The organism is Fodinibius roseus (assembly GCF_900129315.1).
Taxonomy (GTDB): Bacteria; Bacteroidota; Rhodothermia; order Balneolales; family Balneolaceae; genus Fodinibius; species Fodinibius roseus.
In genome coordinates, this window is record NZ_FQUS01000004.1 from 27346 (window position 1) to 46538 (window position 19193).

14 protein-coding genes and 1 riboswitch are annotated in these 19193 nt (G+C 48.0%); of the genes, 8 read left to right on the forward strand and 6 right to left on the reverse strand.

Annotated features, from left to right (window positions below):
• Positions 1 to 414: 414 nt before the first annotated feature.
• Positions 415 to 9138, reverse strand: coding sequence for a glycoside hydrolase family 94 protein (locus BUB16_RS04575; protein ID WP_073059985.1), 8724 nt, complete (start codon positions 9136 to 9138; stop codon positions 415 to 417).
• A 12-nt stretch (positions 9139 to 9150) separates the two neighbouring features.
• Positions 9151 to 9477 carry a DUF5335 family protein gene (locus BUB16_RS04580; RefSeq protein ID WP_073059986.1) on the reverse strand — a complete coding sequence of 109 codons (327 nt, stop codon included), beginning with the start codon at positions 9475 to 9477 and terminating at the stop codon, positions 9151 to 9153.
• A gap of 441 nt (positions 9478 to 9918) precedes the next feature.
• Here BUB16_RS04580 and BUB16_RS04585 point away from each other — a divergent pair, with 441 nt between their 5' ends.
• Both BUB16_RS04585 and BUB16_RS04590 read left to right on the forward strand, forming a co-directional pair.
• A complete protein-coding gene (locus BUB16_RS04585; RefSeq protein WP_073059987.1) occupies positions 9919 to 10320 on the forward strand; it encodes a TraR/DksA family transcriptional regulator in 402 nt (133 codons plus the stop codon).
• On the forward strand, positions 10313 to 10663 hold the full coding sequence (locus tag BUB16_RS04590; protein WP_073059989.1) for a hypothetical protein: 351 nt from the start codon (positions 10313 to 10315) through the stop codon (positions 10661 to 10663). Before BUB16_RS04585 ends, BUB16_RS04590 begins: the two co-directional genes overlap by 8 nt.
• A gap of 317 nt (positions 10664 to 10980) precedes the next feature.
• A riboswitch (TPP riboswitch) is annotated at positions 10981 to 11081 on the forward strand.
• 366 nt (positions 11082 to 11447) lie between these two features.
• Here the strand turns inward: BUB16_RS04590 and BUB16_RS04595 are convergent.
• Positions 11448 to 11741, reverse strand: a complete 294-nt coding sequence (locus tag BUB16_RS04595) for a hypothetical protein (protein WP_073059991.1) — start codon at positions 11739 to 11741, stop codon at positions 11448 to 11450.
• Positions 11742 to 12140: 399 nt separating this feature from the next.
• On the opposite strand from BUB16_RS04595, the gene BUB16_RS04600 reads away from it, so the two are divergent.
• Positions 12141 to 12518, forward strand: a complete 378-nt coding sequence (locus BUB16_RS04600; RefSeq protein WP_073059993.1) for a hypothetical protein — start codon at positions 12141 to 12143, stop codon at positions 12516 to 12518.
• Positions 12519 to 12764: 246 nt separating this feature from the next.
• On the forward strand, positions 12765 to 13388 hold the full coding sequence (locus tag BUB16_RS04605) for a Tll0287-like domain-containing protein (RefSeq protein WP_073059995.1): 624 nt from the start codon (positions 12765 to 12767) through the stop codon (positions 13386 to 13388).
• A 35-nt stretch (positions 13389 to 13423) separates the two neighbouring features.
• On the opposite strand, the gene BUB16_RS04610 is transcribed toward BUB16_RS04605, so the two are convergent.
• A complete protein-coding gene (locus BUB16_RS04610; protein WP_084088034.1) occupies positions 13424 to 14347 on the reverse strand; it encodes a L,D-transpeptidase in 924 nt (307 codons plus the stop codon).
• Between the two features lie 397 nt (positions 14348 to 14744).
• On the opposite strand from BUB16_RS04610, the gene hemG reads away from it, so the two are divergent.
• From hemG to BUB16_RS04630, 4 genes are all read left to right on the forward strand, one after another.
• Positions 14745 to 15281 carry a menaquinone-dependent protoporphyrinogen IX dehydrogenase gene (gene hemG, locus BUB16_RS04615; protein WP_073059997.1) on the forward strand — a complete coding sequence of 179 codons (537 nt, stop codon included), beginning with the start codon at positions 14745 to 14747 and terminating at the stop codon, positions 15279 to 15281.
• 21 nt (positions 15282 to 15302) lie between these two features.
• On the forward strand, positions 15303 to 15701 hold the full coding sequence (locus BUB16_RS04620; protein ID WP_073059999.1) for a YybH family protein: 399 nt from the start codon (positions 15303 to 15305) through the stop codon (positions 15699 to 15701).
• Between the two features lie 234 nt (positions 15702 to 15935).
• Complete coding sequence (locus tag BUB16_RS04625) at positions 15936 to 16619, forward strand: dienelactone hydrolase family protein (protein WP_073060001.1); 684 nt, start codon at positions 15936 to 15938, stop codon at positions 16617 to 16619.
• 40 nt (positions 16620 to 16659) lie between these two features.
• Positions 16660 to 17058, forward strand: coding sequence for a hypothetical protein (locus BUB16_RS04630; protein ID WP_073060002.1), 399 nt, complete (start codon positions 16660 to 16662; stop codon positions 17056 to 17058).
• Positions 17059 to 17225: 167 nt separating this feature from the next.
• Here the strand turns inward: BUB16_RS04630 and BUB16_RS04635 are convergent, their stop codons facing one another.
• Both BUB16_RS04635 and BUB16_RS04640 read right to left on the reverse strand, forming a co-directional pair.
• Positions 17226 to 18434, reverse strand: a complete 1209-nt coding sequence (locus BUB16_RS04635; protein WP_073060004.1) for an ABC transporter permease — start codon at positions 18432 to 18434, stop codon at positions 17226 to 17228.
• Positions 18431 to 19192 (reverse strand): ABC transporter ATP-binding protein, encoded by a 762-nt coding sequence (locus BUB16_RS04640; RefSeq protein ID WP_073060006.1) that lies wholly within the window; start codon positions 19190 to 19192, stop codon positions 18431 to 18433. Before BUB16_RS04640 ends, BUB16_RS04635 begins: the two co-directional genes overlap by 4 nt.
• Between the last annotated feature and the right edge of the window lies 1 nt (position 19193).

A 19193-nucleotide genomic window follows, 5' to 3' on the forward strand; every position in this document is an offset into this window, starting at 1 on the left:
AGCAACGCTTCCTATTTATATAATCCACATGCAGCCGGCAGGGTTCCGCATCCATACCCTGTAAAACCTTTCCCGGCTGTTTATCCGAGGCCGTTTACGAGACGGACGTCGGATGATTGCTTATTGAACTTAAATTATATGATCTGGTGCCGTCACTTTTTGTACGGTCTTCGGGGGATAACATGTGAGGGAATGTATTACATATTTTCCCTGCCTGGACAAGCAGAAATATCAGCCTTTTTTAGACTGAATAATTTCTCTTTTTTTCAGCAGCTCGTTATGAGGTCCACACCTTTTTCCGGCAGTATATGAGAGGCGATGCCGCATTTTTGCTTTCCAAAGAAATAAGATTACGGGCGGCGTACTTCCTCATTTCAAATCCGCTGGGCTGACGGATGAGCAATGCGGACCGGTTCAGCGCCTGATAAGCCGCAGTGAGACGGAATGCTCTTGGTTATCGTTTTCCAGTGGTATCCGGGCTTCCCCTTCGGGAAAACGAACCGGCTCCCCGTCAACCGTTCCTTCAAGTCCCCCGCTTTGCAGTTCATCGGGATTGTTGATCTCCAGCCGGTAAACGGTCTCCCCGTCTCGCAGTCTCCATTCCAGGCAGTAAGACTCCCATTCGGAGGAAATCGCCGGCCGGATCGTCATGACATGCTCTTTAATTCGAATGCCCAGAATCGATTCCAGGGCCACCCGGTACATCCACCCGGCCGACCCGGTGTACCAGGTCCACCCGCCCCGACCGGTAAGCGGTGGTTCGCCATAGACATCAGCCGCCACCACATAAGGCTCAACCTTGTACTGTGACACCTGTTCCGGGGAGATTGCATGGTTCACCGGATTTATCATGTGCAAGTACTCGACGGCCTTATCACCCCAGCCGCTCTCGGCAAACGCTTTTATCGCCCAAACCGCAGCATGGGTATATTGTCCCCCATTCTCCCGAACGCCCGGGATATAGCCCTTAATATAGCCCGGGTTTTGATCCGTCTGATCAAAGGGCGGGGTGAGCAGGCGGATGATGCGATCCTCTTTTGAAACCAAGTGTGTTTCCAGGGCCTCAAGAGCCTTTTGCTTTTTCGCTTTTGGGGCCACCCCCGATATAACAGACCAGGATTGTGCTATGGCATCTATCCGTCCCTCCTCATTCAGGGCGGATCCCAGCGGCGTGCCGTCGTCATAGAACGCCCGCAGGTACCACGCGCCGTCCCATCCCTCCTTGTTGAGATGTTTCGACAGCTTGCGGGCCTCCGCCTGGTAACGCCTGGCCCGTTCCTTCTCTCCCTGTTTTTCGCAGTACTCCGTGAACTCCTCCAGGACGATGTGAAGGAAGAACCCCAGCCATACGCTCTCCCCCTTCCCCTCATCCCCGACCCGGTTCATCCCGTCATTCCAGTCGCCGGTGCCCATAAGCGGCAGGCCGTGCCGGCCGGTGTTCAGGGTCACCTCGATGGCTCTGATGCAGTGTTCATATAGAGACGCCTTTTTGGTTGACTGTTGCGGCTGCAGGTAAACCTCGTGTTCGTGCTCCTCCAGTTCCCGTGCTTCAAGGTATGGAATTTGCTCCTCCAAAATTTCCTCGTCACCGGTCGACTCGATGTAAAAATTGACCACATAGGGAAGCCAGAGCCTGTCATCCGATATTTTGGTCCGAACCCCTCTGCCTGTCGGGGGATGCCACCAGTGCTGTACATCACCCTCCGGGAACTGCCGGGACGCATGCAGTAAAATTTGATCCCGCGTCATTTGGGGATCGACATACAGGGCTGTCATGGCGTCCTGCAGCTGATCGCGAAATCCGTACGCCCCGCCGGCCTGGTAGAATCCCGTGCGCGAAAGCATACGGCAGGCGATGTTCTGATACATAAGCCAGCCGTTCATCATTTGATTAAGAGAGGAATCGGGCGTCTCTATGCGGATGCGCCTCAGCCGCTCTTCCCAGAAGGCCGTTATATCCCGAAATGCGTGGTTCACCTCCTGAGTCTGCCGGTACTTCCGCACGAGTTTTTTCGCTTCTTCGGTGTCTTTGGCTTCTCCCATGACCACGATCCATTCTATTTCTTCGCCCGGCTCCATCACCAGCCTGGCCTGAAAGGCGGCACAGGGATCCCCGCCCGTATTGACGCTGTCATCCAGGTCAGCTTCTCCGGCAACGGCGGACGGCCTTTCCAGGGAAGCGTTCCGGCCGATGAATTGCTGCCGGTCGGTGGAAAAGGAGACCTCGGCATCCCCCGCCTCCTTTGACGCTGTTGACACGGAAGCGAAAGCGATCCGCCCGGCAAATTCGTTGTTGTAATGGTTTCGCGCATAGATGGCATACTCATCCCGGTCCGCTTCCTGGATGATAAACCGGGCGGAATCTTCCCTGTTGATCCCCAGCACCCACTCCTGATAACGGAACAGGGAAAGAGTTCTTTGTACGTCGCTTTTGTTGCGTATGGTCAGCCTTGAAACCTTAACCGGATCGTTTTCAGGGACAAACTGAAGCAGCTCGGATTCGATGTCGTACGAGGAATGCTCATATCTCGTATATCCGAATCCGTGTGATACCACATAGCGATGTTGACCGGGCACGGGCGCCGGCGTGGGGGACCAGTACACCTTTTCATCTTCATCACGGATGTAAAAGGCCTCTGCAGGCGGATCAAGCACCGGGTCGTTGGACCAGGAAGTCAGCTTGTTTTCCCGGCTGTTTTCACTCCAGGTGTATCCGGCCCCGCTTTCGGTAGCCAGGAATCCGAAATTCGAATTGGCAATGACGTTGATCCAGGGGGCCGGCGGGTACCGCACGGTTCCCTTCACGACATCCGGCTCTGCGATGATACGATATTCACGATTTTCGTCGGAAAATCCCCCGTAACCGTTAAAAAACTGCAGGTCGTTTTCAGCCGCTTCCTGTCCTTCAGGTTTTTTTCCAGCAAGTGAAGCCGGCCGGTAGAGTTGGGACTGGTGGTTTTCGCTGAATGAGTTTACCTCTTCAGAATGACCGGAGTCAAGTATCTCCACCCGGGGGAGAGTGCCTTTGAATACGACCGAAGCAACGGTCAACATAAGGGTTAAGTCCTCCTGTGAAAGACGATCGGAGCGCAGCGTAAACACCTCCCCCTCACCATGTCCCCGGTGGCTGCTGTGAGAGGCTTCTATCGCCTGCTGAATGCCTTCCTGCAGCTCGTCGGCATAACTCGGGGGATGATCATTGATGATCACCAAATCAGCCCGCAGCCCGCGATGCTTCCAAAGAAGATGTCCCTTCAGCATCTTTTTCATGGACTTTAACTGGTCGGTCTTGCTAACCCGGAAAACAATAATCGGATGATCCCCTGAAATCCCATATGCCCACAAACCGGACTGCTGTCGGCGATTTTGAGCAAGGACTTCCGGGGCGGCCCTGAATCGGGTATCGCTGTACAGCATATACCCCGCCAGCTTCTGGAAATACTGAAACTCGTTGCTGGTTACTCCAATATGATCCAGCTCCACCGTATTATAAATAGAGGCCAGCTCAAAAGAGCGTTCCACCGCATGCGGATTGTCAAACATATCGGCAAGGTCTTCCGCTTCCTCCCGGCTCCCGGCCCAGCCGGTCCCGAAGGTAACCTGCATCTTTTCGCCCGGCCCCAGTGTTACCGACCGGCGCAGGCTGAGTATGGGATCCAGCACATTTCCGATGGAACCGCTGAGCCTGTACCCGGAATCCATGGCCCGGGGATTTTTCAGCGATCGTCCCCGTCCTATAAAGTTAGCCCGCTCGGTCTCAAACTGCAGTGGTTCCTCCAGGTTCTCCAGGTCGTGGCTTGCCACCATATGAACCATCCACAGGGGGTCTTCCCCGGCATTACGGGGCCTGCGCCAGGCAAGAATCCCGTGATGGTCGGCCAGGTAGTCGGTTTGCAGGAACAACTTTGAGAAGGCCGGATGCGACTGATGGTCCGCCGCCCCATTGAGCACGATTTCGGCATAGCTGGTAAGCTCAAGGGTTCTTTTACGGTCGGAATAGTTAGTGAGCGTAACCTTTCTGAGCTCAATAGGGTTTTCCGGGGAGACACATACTTCCGTTGTGGTTTCAATCCATTCATCCACTCTTGAGGTCTGTACCTTGCCGTTGTGAAACCAGGTATCATAACGATCGGGCTTCCGTTTTACCGGCTGGTGAAAGGCCGACCAGTAACGATCGGTTTCACGGTCTTTGATATAGATAAAGGGGCCCAGCGGGTCTTCCGTAGCATCGGGCTTCCAGCCGGTGAGCCTGATATCACCATAGTGGGAGCACCCGGTGCCGGCATGACTTACGAACGAATGGAACCGGCCATTTGACAGCAGGTGCAGCCGCGGGGGGGCGTCGTCCAGGTTGTTTATTCCGGCGTGATCCACCGTATAGGTCACGCTGTGCTGCTCGCCGGGCTCCATCTCTACCTCAATCGGGTACGGTTCCTTGACCGGAATACCGCGTGGAATACGCTCCTGCAGCAGGAGTTCGCAGGCTTTAATCTGGGGATCGGCGTGAAAGTAGCGATGAATCGACCAGTCATGCAGCACGTTCAAAAGAGCCATAAAACTCATCCCGTGATGGTGTACCATATACGTTTTTACCACCTTGTAGGATTCCGACTTCGCCAGGTGATCCGGCGTAAAATCAACGGCATCATAAAATCCCTTCAGTCCCAATGCCCCTATTTTTTCAAGTTCCAACAGGTTGTCCATTGATTTTTCAGGAGCTACCATCAGAGACAATATCGAGGCGTAGGGCGCCACCACGAAATCCTCGGCCAGCCCCCTTTTCAGGCCCAGTCCGGGTACCCCGAAGGCCCGGTACTGGTAGTTCAGATCCATGTTGAGGCTGTTATAGGCACTCTCGGAGAACCCCCAGGGACGGTTGAATTTTTCGGCATACTCCTGCTGCAGGTCCACGATATGTCCATAGGTATGGCTCAGCAGGGTGTTGGGGTATGATTTTTGAAACAAATGGGGCATCAGGTATTCAAAAGTCGTGCCTCCCCAGGAAAGCAGAAACTCATGCTGGTTACGGCTGGTCAGGCGACGGCTCAGCCGGAACCAGTGTTCCGAGTGAACATCGCCCTTGGCAATGGCAATCAGGGAAGCGATGCGGGCCTCGCTGGCCAGCAGGTCGTAGGTTCCTTCGTCAAGCTCTGCTTTCTCTACATTATAGCCGATACTGAACAGGCCGCTTTTCTTTTCATACAGAAACCGGAAATCCATCTCGGAGACCAGCCGCTCGCTGATCTCGCGGATGGACTGAATTTGATTGTTCCAGTTTTTCAGCAGCTGCCAGGCACTATTGTCTTCTGGTCTTCCCCTCTCCCTTTCGATCTCGAGGTGCTTTAACCACTCATCGGGGGAAGATTGCAGGGCATCGTCCGGAACGGATTTCTCCAGCTGCTGCAACTCATTTTTATAGCTTTTTATCTGTCTCAGGGGACTTTCCATCCAGTAAAGCAGGTCATCCACCCGCTGATCTCCCAGCGATCCGCGAAGTTTCATCACATTTTGTCCGCACAAGGTACAGGCCGATTCTTTCAAATCGTCCAATAACCGGAGGTTGCCTGAAATAGTGGTTGGATCTTCGCGGTTCAAAAGGTCCGACATCCTGTCCAGGCAGGTTTTCATCTCCCTGCAAACCTCCTCCCCGTTTTCAACCTCCTCCTGCAGGTCCGTGACAATGGTTCTCAGGGTTTCAAGCGTATCCTCCAGTCCATCCCGGAAAGCGCCATTGGGATTTTGCTTTTTCATAAGCCGGCCAACCGCCTGCCGGATGACAATGAGTCCCGCTGCCAGGTTCCCCGAGTCCACGGTGGATATGTATTTGGGACTCAAAGCCTCGCCCAAATTAATTTCGTACCAGTTGTAAAAGTGCCCTTTGTAGCGTTCCAGCTGCAGAAGTGAGTGCAGGGTATTCTCCAGCCGCGTCAAGAGCTCGCTCAGGGTAATATACCCCATTTCATAGGCTGCCTGCGTGGAGACCAGCGTCAGTCCGATATTGGTCGGTGAGGTACGGGCTACCGGCGGCAGCTCGGGATCTTCCTGGTCATTATCCGGCGGAAGCCAGGAATACTCGTCGCTGACCAGTCGCTCGAAATAAAACCAGGTCCGCCGGGCATAGCTCCGCAGTGTTTTTTTGTCCTCTTCCGAAAATTCGCTTTTTTTCTTTCGGCCGGTGGTGCTGAAATAGTTGGCAAAAAAGGGCGAGGTTATCCACAACAGGGAAAACGGGATAATAATCCAAAGATCAGCAGGATCAATGAAGATGCCGAGCACTAAAATACCTGTCCCCAGGATAACCGACACCATCATCGAACGGAAATAGGAGCTGAGGTCATTGGTACTAAGCTTTTCCGCCTGCGAAGCGGAGGTCCATTCCAGCAATCGTTTCCGGGCCACCGACAGCCGCCACAATGTACGGGCAATAGCATCCAGTTGGAGAGCAGCCTGGTGCGGCAGGATAGCCAGCGTTGAAACAGCCTGGACAGTATTGATTTTCAGGTTCGCCCGGACCTTTTCAAAATAAAGCTTCCATTTGATGCGGGCCGGACGATTGAATATGTCCGTTGAAAAGCTCACGTAAATGGGAAAAGCAAGAATACCGAAGGCTGCCAGCGTCCATATCAGGGCCGATCCCGGCAGCCAAAACCACCCGGTCACGAAAAAGAGGGTAAGGAAGAACGGGTTGAGCGACCGCCGCAGATTGTCAAAAATTTTCCAGCGCGACAACAGGTTAGCCTGATTATTTGTGGTTCCATCGGGTCCGGGCACGCTTCGAAAGAGCCATCGCGCAATCTGCCAGTCACCGCGTGTCCACCGGTGATTTCTTTTACAATAACTGGCGTAATTTGTCGGATACTCATCAAAGAGTTCAATATCCGTGCTCAGTGCCGCACGGACATAATTACTTTCAATCAGATCATGCGAGAGTATCCTGTTCTCCGGGAACCGGTCGTCAAGCACGGTATGAAAAGCGCGCACGTCATAAATCCCTTTTCCCGTGAAAATCGCCTCCCCCAACAGGTCCTGGTAGATATCCGACACCGCGGTGGTATAGGGATCTATGCCCACATTGCCGGAAAATATCCGTGCAAACAGCGACTTGTTTGCAGCGTCCGGCGGAATGGATATCCGCGGCTGGATAATACCGTATCCTTTGGTAATGCGATCTTTTTCGCTGTCGTACCAGGCTCTGTTCAACGGGTGGGAAGCGACCCGAACCAGGTCAATGATACTGTCGGGAGGGGTTCGGGTATCGGCATCCAGGGTTAAAACGAACCGGACGGGCTTTTCCCGGATGGAATCGATAAAATTCCCCATCATATATGAAAATGAAGAGCCTTCTGAGGGATTACACAGCAGTTTATTCAGTTTTTCCAGCTTCCCGCGTTTTCGTTCCCATCCCATCCATTGGTCCTCCGAAGGATTCCACTTTCGCGGGCGGTGCAGCACAAAGAACTTGTCACCGTAACGGGAGGAATATTTCCTGTTCAGTCTGTTTATCTCACGTTCGGCTTTTTCAAGAATACGTTCATCTCCCGGCATATGCTCCCGGTCGGCGTCCGTGAAATCGGAGAGCAAGACAAACTGCAGTCCCGGATCGGGGTTGGCCAGCGAGGTAATTTCCAGTTTCTCCAGCTGGTGTTCCACCTCCCCGGGTGAATCCACAAGCGTCGGCACCACGATGAGGGTGCGGGCCTGATCCGGTACCCCCTCTTTAATCTTCATTTTGGGCAGGATATGCGGTGGCAGCGAAAAGACAAAAAAGCGATTTATGACTGAAATCGAAAGTTCAAGGGCGGGAAAGAATCCTACCAACAGCACGCTCAAAGAGACCAACAGCGATGAACTTATGGCATCGGTAGCGACCCAGAGAACCGCCAGTAAAAAAAGAGTAAATGCAGCTATAAAGCCAATATAATATCCTGCTATCTCCTCTAATTTTTTTCGGATGCGTTCGCCCAGCGGCATATCGTATTCGATACGCCGGGTCAGCTCGTCATAGCCTTCCCCCAGCAGGTAGTAGCCCACATGCTTTTTCAACACTGAGTAATCCTCAAAAATATCATTGGCGTCCCGGCCGGAGTGATTGATTTGGCTTTCGGTAAGCACAAGCACTTCTTCAGCTACCTGCTTCTCGGTGAACCCTGAGTGGCGGGCCAACCGCTCGACGGTACTCCTGTACTGATTCTTCGTCCCCGAGTCCATATCTGTAAAGGCCTCCATCGGGTCCAGCTGCAGGATCTGGTCTACAATGGAACACTCTTCCACAAATTCCTGCCACTTTGTTTCGGAGGCCTCCCTCATGGAAAGAATGGCATTCCGGATACTGACCTGCAGTTTGGACTGCCGCTGGGCTTCGTCTCTGAGGGCTTCATTAAGTGTGGTATTATGGGAGCGCAGCCGGTACTCGAACCACTTCTTCTCCTCTTCGGATATCAGTCCCGCTCCCTGCAGCTGGTGAGCGAGTTCAACATAATGAAGCCGGTCATCATATGAATCCCTTCGCCCGTCCAGCCATTCAATAACCCGGCGCAACACGCTTCCCGGCTCGTCGGTATCCTGCTCCAACAGCCGGGTAACAAGATCCTGGATATCCGACCGGATATCCCGCCTTTCGAGTATCCGGTTCGCTTTTAGTGCCAAATGCCGGATGAGCACCAGGCGCACCATGACAGGGATGGCCCAGAGTTCCCCGACCCGGAGCGGCAGCTCCTCCTGGTAACTCTGGACATACCGGGTCAGATCTTCGATATCAATAACATTATCAGTATGGAGGGACAGGTTTTGTACCAGATCATAAACCCGGGGCATCCCGCTGTTCGATCCGGAAGACAGGTGAGGCAGATTGCGCTGGTAACCGATGGGAAAATCATTCTCTACCTGAACAATCTGTTCCTGGATGATGTAAAAATTATCGATCAGCCATTCCGCGGCCGGCGTAATATCTTTGTTCTGCTTAACCGAGGTAGCCAGAACCTTGTAGGCCTTTGTCAAAATCTCCCGGGCTTCCTCCAGCCGTGGCTTCACGGGCAGAATATCCTTATTCCGGTAGGTAAAAGAATGCCTTCGGGACAGTTCTTTCGCATCCTGTTTCAACAGATCAGCCTGAAACATTAATGTGGACTCTGGAGCCATAATCGATGTTTATTAGCGCAATTCGATGATGTTTTTGGTGCCGTCAGGCTGAATTACCTCAAAACTGAGCATCCAGCCCTGATCATCGTCATCAACATATATTTTCTCAGGATGGTGAATTAACCGGTTTAGTTTTTCCAGCTGGATCTCCAGCAAATCGGATTTGTCATCATAGGTAATCCCTTTTAAAAGTAACCAGTTTGTTTCAGGTTGCATTCCCATCGAGTCCGCTAATATCCGTATTTCAGCGTACTCCGGCTGCTTATCTTTTAAAAAATTTTTAGAAAATGAATTGAAATAATTACCCCATTCTTTTTTTTGTATTTCCCTGATAGCCATAACAGCAGGTTATTTTAAAATTGAAATTATGTTAACGTCATAATCTCAAAAGCGCGCATCACCTGTTTACAGGCGGATTCCGGTCTGTAATGAGGGCGAATACCCTACAGGAAGAAAGTAAATCAACAGGAACCGTTTCCCTTTCGGAACCTGCGGATTCGTGGATCGCGTGGGGTAGGTCAGACGCTTTGAATCAATCAGATTCCGGGGCCTTTTGAGGCCAATGGTTGGACTTCTTTTATGAAAAGGGACGGAATCCGGTCCAGGTTTACAGACTCAAAGTAAATGGTGCGAAGTTTGAGAAATTGACGGGCTCTTCAGGACAGGATGTAAGAAATAACACTACACCATTTATAGATTAATTTACTATATCCCGGCAGCTGGTAATTGAGGTTCTTACCATAAAACAGACAATTACTCAAACAGGAATGAGGTTACATTATGGAAACGACAAAAACGATCAACTCACCATTTGACGAGCAAACCCTTCAGTACTTTAAGGAACTTCTACTGGAAAAACGCAGGGAAGCGGAGCAGCAGGAAGCGCAAGTTGAAGAGAACATCTCCAATTTAAATGAGGCCGATGATGCGGATCAGTCCTCTATTGCGCATCACATGGGAGATTTTGGCTCCGATACGGAAGAAAAGCAGTTGAATTACCAGTTCCTGGAGCGAACCCGAAAGTACATTAACCAGATCAACGATGCGCTCCAGCGAATTGAAGACGGGACTTATGGTATCTGTAAAGCTACGGGAAACCCCATAGCAAAAGGCCGCCTGGAGTCGGTTCCCCATACCCGGTATAGCATTGAAGCAAAAGAGCAGGGGCTTGACCATGAATAAAATTTATCAATATGAAATACCAAAAGAAGTCAATAACCTGACATTTTCTGTATGGAATAAGAATGTACACCATGGACATGCGTTGTTTGTGGGTAATCTTGTGGAAATCTTTCATTTTTTAAAAAATAATAATATCAAAAAAATAGAAGTATCAATCTTAAACTTACGCTTCGTGGAATCATACGATTCGTTAACAGCAGAAGAATGGCTCGAATGGTATTACAGCGTTACTTTATTTCTCCCGGAGGGAAGGTTTTTTATACCAGAGTCCCTGATCCGGCAATCAACAAAATCATATGATTTATGCGAATTTTCAGATCCTGTAACTATAGGAATAAATTAACCATTCGCTCTATAAATCTAAGCTCGTTAATACGAAGTAAGAAGGGTGGTTTACAGGGAAACCCCCACAACCCATTCCATATTTTTCCTACAAACAAGAAGCATACATGGAGTTATATTATATATAGAAACATTGACGTAATGATTGAGAAGTTAAGAATTCTTAAAAAAGAGCACTGCTTACGGGTATACCTTGGTGTAAACGTAGGCAAGCCAGAAAATTTACCTCAGGCTTCTCGATAAATCCCTTTTATAACTGAAGGGTTTAAAGAGAGTGCTCGGGTTTTTTGTTGATCGCCGGAAGGTGATCAACACGAAGCCAGCGGTTGGGGGTGTCCCAAACAAGAGTTGGGACTGAGATCAGACCCCTCGAACTTGATCCGGACCATGCCGGCGAAAGGAAACCAACGGCTTCATTAGTTATTTTTATATTCTACTGAGGGCGATTTCATTTTATTCTCTTGAGGGCAAGGGTCCCTGCAGTAACACGCAGGGGCTTTTTTTATTCCGCTTAGGTGTTAGTTTAAGCTCACCGAAATCTTTCATTTCAGTTAATAAGTACACGAAATAAATCGTAATCTTACCTAATAGCAAAAAAGGGACTCCTCCCGGCTGTGAATGATTTTTACAACCTGTCTGCCTCACCCGGGCACATTCTCGCACAAAAAAATTAAAATTATTAAAACAATCTCTCCTTCATTGCCAGTTTCAGGGTCTATATTAATTATCCACAATTCTTTATACGGCAATAAAATTGTAATAATAAATATGACTTCTCCTTTCGTTTATTCCACCTTGATTCGCGGCTTGATATTACCATATTTGTCTTCTTCGTGGTGCTGATGAAATACATTCACAATAAATAAGAAAGCAATCGTATAAACGAAGGCGAATAACAGTCCATCACCGAAATCCAACAAGATACCAAGCGAACCGGTCAAAACCGACGCAATGACGCCCCAGAATATATTAGCGGGGACTGTCACTCCTTCTCTTTTGACAATGAGCCCGTAGAGTAAACCAACCAGTAATCCCAGTGCTATAAACCAAAAAATAGCTGTTGCGCTTAAACTAATCATCTTTACCTCCCATTTTGAGTGTAATAATTATAATTATCTTGTAGTAAATATAGGCATGTTGTTTTTACGAAGAGGTAAGGGATTCCCGCTTAACATTGAAGGGATTAGGAGGGCGTTTTATGGCAACCGGCTTTCTGATAATTACCTTGAATACATATTGTTATTTCAATAACATTAAAATAGTATAGAGAAAACTGAAAGTGCAAAATTGTACTATAAGAAACTTTGAAAAAACAGGGATATAAGACAATATCAAAGCCTTGAGTGTATACAAAACCACAGTATATAAAGCATCTGTGAGTATGTTGAATGCGCGAAAATACAGAGAGCGGCCAAAAGAACGGTTTTACAGAGGTTCCCATGGTGATTTGACTGTATAAAACAGAAGATACTTGGCCCATGACATATAAAGACACCCAGCTTGAATTAGCCAACAATCTCACAAAATTACTGAGACATCTCAATTTTTCCGATATCCGCATTCGCAGCAATACAGCATTTCCGGACCCCGAAGTTCATGAAATAGTCATGACTGAGTTGGGATATATACCACCGCTGATGGCCAAAAAAAACGGGGTAATTTATTATTTTGAATTTATCGAAGACAATCCAAAGGACCTGAACAGAATAAGACAGCCGCTCCAAAAAATCATTGCGCTGGGCTATAAGCAATGGGACACGGACTTCGTACTCGTGACCCGGTATGGCAATAAAGACGCTGTACGGGAATGGTGTCAAAACTACAACCTGCCCGTGAATGAGATCTGGGAAATGTAAATGTAAGGATTAAGACTACATCTATTTCATCTTTTGCCGTAAACCCAAAAAGGTTTTCCAGTGTATTTTGCAATTAGAAGTCTTAGAAAAACCAGGATTTTGTTCATAGCCAAGGCCCCGGGGAGGTTGCCCTCGCAGCATATTGCCTATATGTGAGGATTTCAACCGACCGATAATGCCGGCCTTGGCCAAAAGAACGGTTTTGCAAAGACTTCGATTAGTGTAAACTAAAAAAACTATCCTTTTATGCGCTTTACTCTTCTCCTCTTTTTCGTTCTGCTGGTGGGCTGCGGCCCTCAAGATGACAGTCGCCCATCCGAAAGTGAACGTATGGATATTGAGGCCGAAATAGACACAACAGCCGTCGTCTCAGCGGGACAGGAAATCTCGGGGGCAGCCTTCCAGACGTTAAGCCGCAATTTACAGCAGGCTGTGAAGGAGGGTGGCGTGAAAAACGCGCTGGAATTCTGCAATGTCAGGGCAATGCCCCTTACCGATTCCCTTGCCGCTCATTACGGAATCAAACTTCGCAGGGCCTCTCACCAGCCCAGAAATCCCGTCAACCGTGCCGATTCGCTGGAAATGGAAACCATAAAAGAATACATACGAAAAATAGAACAAGGCGGTGAGTTAAAACCGGTTACCTACGCGCGGGGCAACACCATCACTTATCACGCCCCCATTCGCATTCCCGGCCAATTGTGCCTGAACTGCCACGGCAGTCCCGGAACGGATATAGCGCAATCGGATTTAAAGACCATCCAGGAGCTGTATCCCGAGGATGAGGCCACCGGCTTTGAGATGGGAGAGCTACGGGGCATCTGGTCGATACAATTTCCGCCGGGTCATTTCGACCAACAGGATGAATAAGCAGTCAGGTCTGACCAATCTCGAATTTTCAAAGATTACCGATTGTATACGTTTTCCAGCTGCAGGGTATCCCCCTTTTCATCGACAAGCTCGAGATCATACCGAATAACAATGCGTGTGCCTACTGGTGCATAATAATAGATGTACCAGGCGGCCGCCTCCGAGGTACCGATGCAGCCGTTCGAGTAGGCCTTGCCCAACGTTTCAAGGTTGGTGGTGGGATGGATAAGCTGGCCATAGCGCACACCGTTGATCTCAGGTACGAGCCAGGGCACGTTGGGCAGGTCAGTCACCACTCCGTCGTCGCGGCGAGTGACGTGGTAGACATGGTTGTTACTGGGATTGATAAAATCCGGATCTTTGCTATGCTGTACAATAGTTCCCTCTCCGGTATGAGTGCGAAGGTCCACTACCCTGCCGGCCATGGCCAGGTACTTGTGTTCATCGCGGCCGATGCGTACCGGAAACTCATAAATTGTGCTGTTACGCTGCCGGATCCGGAGTTTAAATTCAGGAAGATTAATGTCCAGCCAGGTCTGCTCAAAAAGCCGATTCAGACTATCTGCCTCTGCGGAATCGGGAATAACCAGAGTATTGCCCGGTTTGAAAATGGTGAGTTCCCTGATGTTCCGGCTGGTAATGCCCCGATCCTTTAAACGATAATAATCGGTGGCGGCCAGCGAATCGATCACCCAGGAGTTATTACGGACGATCAGATGCTCCGAGACGGGATAAGCGAGCAGGGAGTTATACTGTTTTACGATGTCTTCCATCTCCTTGAAGTAGTCCTTGATTTTCACCGTATCCGAAAACGTGTGGATTATTTCTGATCTGATTTCCGACTTTTCCGGAGGTGAAATAGCATAAGAGGCTACGGATTCATTTTGGTTGAAAAAAAGCAAAAAAAGCATGACCGCAACCAGCAGGAAGATTGAATTTCGGTGTATCAGTATCATCATGTTTTATGAATTTATCGTTATCTAAAATATCAGGCTCCGTCTATTCGGCCCCATCTCAAAAACCCGGAATCATGTACAGCCGACCTTTTCTACTCAAAAGAGCGAATCATTTTTTCATAAAGATTAAGCTTCAACCACAGGGTACAAAAATTTATCATCCGCCGTACCCGTGTGATTTCCCAATGGAATTGTAGTCTTATTCCCTGCAGGCTGCCTGTTTTAATACTACACTGTGAAGTTAGTTCGGCGTCTACCCCACATAATTCTGCTGCTTGCCAACGCTATTGTAGGGAAAATGCCTACCCTGATCATCTATTTATCCTTCTACTTTATCAGCAAAAAGACACCTACGTTAACTATAAACAGATTAGTCTGACAACCAACTATTCGATTCGTCATGAAATTGCTCATTGTGTACGGTACAACGGAAGGACAAACGAGGAAAATTTGCAACTATCTGCGCGACAAAGCCACAGGTGACGGCCATCAGGTTACGATTGTGGATGCCACCGGCCCCGATGTAAATCCCAATAGCTTTGACGCGGCTATTATCGGGGCTTCGCTTCATGCTGAAAAATACCAAAATTCTGTTGAACACTACGTGCAGGAACATCGCGAATCCTTAAATAAAATGCCCACGGGTTTCTTATCGGTAAGTTTGGCGGCTGTTCATGATGATCCCCAAAGCCAACGAGAGCTCAGGGAAATTTCCAATAATTTTTTAGAGAAAAGTGGATGGAGCCCGACCATTGTGGAACAGGTAGCCGGCGCGCTTCGCTACACAAAGTATAACTTTTTTAAAAAGTTCATTATGCGAATGATTGCCCAGAAAAGCGGGGGAAGTACCGATACGTCAAAGGATACGGAATACACTGATTGGAATCAGGTAAACGGGTTTCTGACTAATCTGGAAAAAGAAGTGGCAAAAGAATAAAAATAAGAAATCTATAAACAAATGACAGAACGAGCAAAGAAAACTCATATAAAAGAAGTTGAAAGAATTATCAATCATCTCATGGAAGACTGGATGGATAATGAGGGGGAAAATTTGGATCGTTATTTTTACGACCATGTGGTAATGATTGAAGCAGGAACCAATAATCGGATTATGGGAGTGGATAATGTGTTGGAAAACTATCTGCTTTTTATTGAGGATGCCAAAATAACCGATTATAAGATTACTGATCTGTTTGTTGAACTGGTTGAAGATACAGCCATTGGATACTTTACATACCGGATAAAATATGAAATGGATGACACAAAATTTGATGAAAGCAACACTGAAATCCTGGTTTTCCGAAAACAGGAAAATAATTGGCAAATAATATGGAGAACACAGCTTTTAGGAGAGTAAAATGAAGAAAACATGTTTGATAGCTTTTTTAATTTCTTTACCAATTATGAGCTGGACCCAAGGCCATAATAATTATGGTCTTACATTGAGAATAACACTTTAAAGCAATTTAATTACAAGTTTTTCTGACAGATTTTCCCCTACATTTTCTTTTTGATAAAACCTACATAGAAATAGCCGAGGAACAAATAGCTTATAATATGATCTTAAGAACTTAAATTCAGAGGTGGTGTTATGTATGGAATCTCTATGCAGCTTCCATTTGATGGTTATCATGTACAGGGGAAACTTACCTTACCTGTCAAGGCACAAAACCTGATTATTTTTTCACACGGGCACGGACGATCTATATTAATGCCCCATGTGCATCGGTTGGCTCTTGCATTCCAGCAGGAAGGGTTTGGAACGCTGATTTTTGATACGCTGGACAACCATGAAGATATCCCGGAAGAATCCATAGATATTGCCTTCCTCAGCAGAGGATTGCTCACTTCTACCCAATGGCTGCACAACCATTCTGACTATCATTCATTTAATCTGGGCTATTTCGGCAGCGGAACCGGGGCAGCGGCTGCACTGAAGGCAGCGTCGGAACTGGGGGACACGATTAAGGCTGTTGTCTCTATTAGTGGACGGCTGGATTTAGTAAAAGCAGAACTTGCGGAGGTGCGTTGTCCTACACTGTTAATTGCAGGCGAACTTGATTTTAACATTGTCAAAATAAACCAGAAAGCCCTGTCAAAGCTGAACGTAAAAAAGCAGTTAGCCGTGGTGTCCGGCGCCTCCCATCTTTTTGAAGAACCAGATAAACTTAATAAAGCTGCACATATAGCAGGATTGTGGTTTAAAAAATATTTAGCTCCAGAGAAGTTGAAGTCTGATACTGACATTTCAAAAAAAATTACCGGGTTAATCTGAATTGCGACTTTCACCAGAGTCGCAGATAGTACAATCAGCAATGGAAAAGAATTTGCCTATACAAAATAAGAATTTTACTTCTGAAGAGATCAGGCGGTTTTCCAACATTGTGATGGAAAATAATTGTCATTATTATGCCAGTGATTTTCTGGGAGTAAATAAGGAAAAAAATCTGAATGCAGTGGAGGAGTTAATTCAACATGCGCTTGCAATATTTCATACACTGCATATATCGACAGATGGTCATTTTTACGCGGTATATCGCTGCACTCCACAGAATTTAATTTTTAAAGATTGGAAAATATCCGAGCTGGCTTGTGCTTATATGCTGGTGAAGGGAAACCCCAGCGATCTGAGAGGTATCGCCAAACAGCAAAGTGTTTTTATCAATGAGATGCTGCGCCATATGAAGTCATTGAGGGCAGTCAGGCCCGTGTGAGTCACTCTTACCTCACTTAGCATGACTTTTGCATATATCGGGAAGACCATGGTAGAATGTGTTTCGATCCACGGAACTCAAGGTTTATCGCACTCCAGAAAGTGAAGAGTCCTTGTCTTGGAGTGGAGGTAGAGGGGTAAGGACTTTTTAATGACTCTCTCCATGATTTACTCATATCTCAGCGCATCAATGGGATCCATCAAAGCAGCGCGTCGAGCCGGGAAAAAACCGAAAATAATGCCTACCAGCCCTGAGAAAAGAAAGGCGATTACGATAATATCCAGATTAAATACAAAGGGTATGCCCAATGCCGGGGCCGTAACTGCCGCCAGCCCCAGCCCTAATCCTATGCCAATAATTCCACCAAACAGTGACAGTATAATTGCTTCAACAAGAAACTGAAGCAGTACCTCTCGGCCCAGTGCCCCTATGGCAAGGCGAATACCAATTTCCCGGGTTCGTTCGGTCACTGAAACGAGCATAATATTCATAATTCCAATACCTCCCACCAGAAGACTGATGGCAGCAATAGCACCGAGAAAAGTAGTTAAAATCCCGGTCGTGCTCTCTACCGTACGGGCAACCTGGGCCATGTCATTCAGTTCAAAATCATCTGTATCACCCGTCCTGATATTCCGACGCTCCCGCATTAGTTCAGTAATATCTTCTTGTACCTGCTCGCTTGAGATTTCACTCTCGGCAGATATATAAATCATATTGACATCCGTATTTCCGCGCATTCTTCGATGAAGGGTTTTAACCGGCGTCAGAATAAAATCATCCTGGTCCATCCCAAAGGTCGATTCTCCCTTTGATGTCAATACACCGATAACCGTACATGCTATTTTCCCCAGCCTGATCTTGGCATCCAGCGGATCCAGTGAGCCAAACAATTCTTCGGCCACTGTTGACCCGAGCAAACAAACCGTCTTCCCGATCGCAAGTTCATTGGCCGAAAAAGCCCGTCCCCTTTCGATTTCCCACATGCGGACGGTAAGATATTTGTTATCTGTCCCCATTACGCTGGTTGACCAGTTCGTATTGCCATAAACAGCCGTGGCTGTTGTCGAAGAGACAGGAGTCACTGCAGCAATCCCTGCAATATGGTTATCGATCGCTTCAACATCTTCAAGCTTGAAAGGAGTTGCTGATGTTCTTATGCCTCCGTGACCTTCGTTGGTACCGGGACGAAGGATCAGCAAATTACTGCCGAGGCTTGTAATTTCATTGGTTATTTGCGAGGTTGCGCCCCCGCCCAGGGTCACCATACTGATGACCGCTCCCACGCCAATCACAATACCGAGGATAGTCAGAAATGACCGCATCATATTGCGTCCGATTTCTGAAACGGCCAGTTTTATGGTATTCCAGATCATTGATGGATCACCCGGTTATTTTGGATATTTGAAATTCGTCCATCCAGAAAATGTACGGTTCGATCCGCATATTCCGCCATTGCTCTTTCATGGGTAACCATGATAATGGTAATTCCGCGATCTTGATTTAATTTGGTAAGCAGATCCATAATTTCACTCCCCTTTTTTGAATCCAGATTTCCGGTGGGCTCGTCGGCCAGCAACAAGCTTGGATTGGTAGCAATAGCCCGTGCAATAGCTACGCGCTGCTGTTCTCCACCCGAAAGCTGTGCCGGGGTATGATGTTCACGACCCTCAAGGCCCACTTCCTTCAAGGCGGTAAGTGACATTTTCTGGCGAACCGATTTTTTATATCCGCGATAAACAAGCGGCATTTCAACATTTTCTATGGCTGTTGTTCTTTTCAGCAGGTTGTACCCCTGAAAAATAAAACCGAGATAATGCCGGCGCAGCAGTGCCCGCTGATTTCGACTGAGACCGCCCACCGCTACCCCCTTAAATCGATACGAACCTGAAGACGGCGTATCAAGGCAACCGATAAGATTCAGGCACGTTGATTTTCCGGAACCACTGGGACCCATAATTGCTACAAACTCTCCTTCGTTTATGGCAAGATCTACTTCATCCATGGCAATAACCTGCGCACGTCCGACCCCGTAAACTTTGCTCACCTTGCTGAAATCGACCAATGGCAACCCTGTCTTTTCAGCCCTTTTATCTTTGTCGTTCCCCGACCGTGGTAATATAGAAGTATCCATC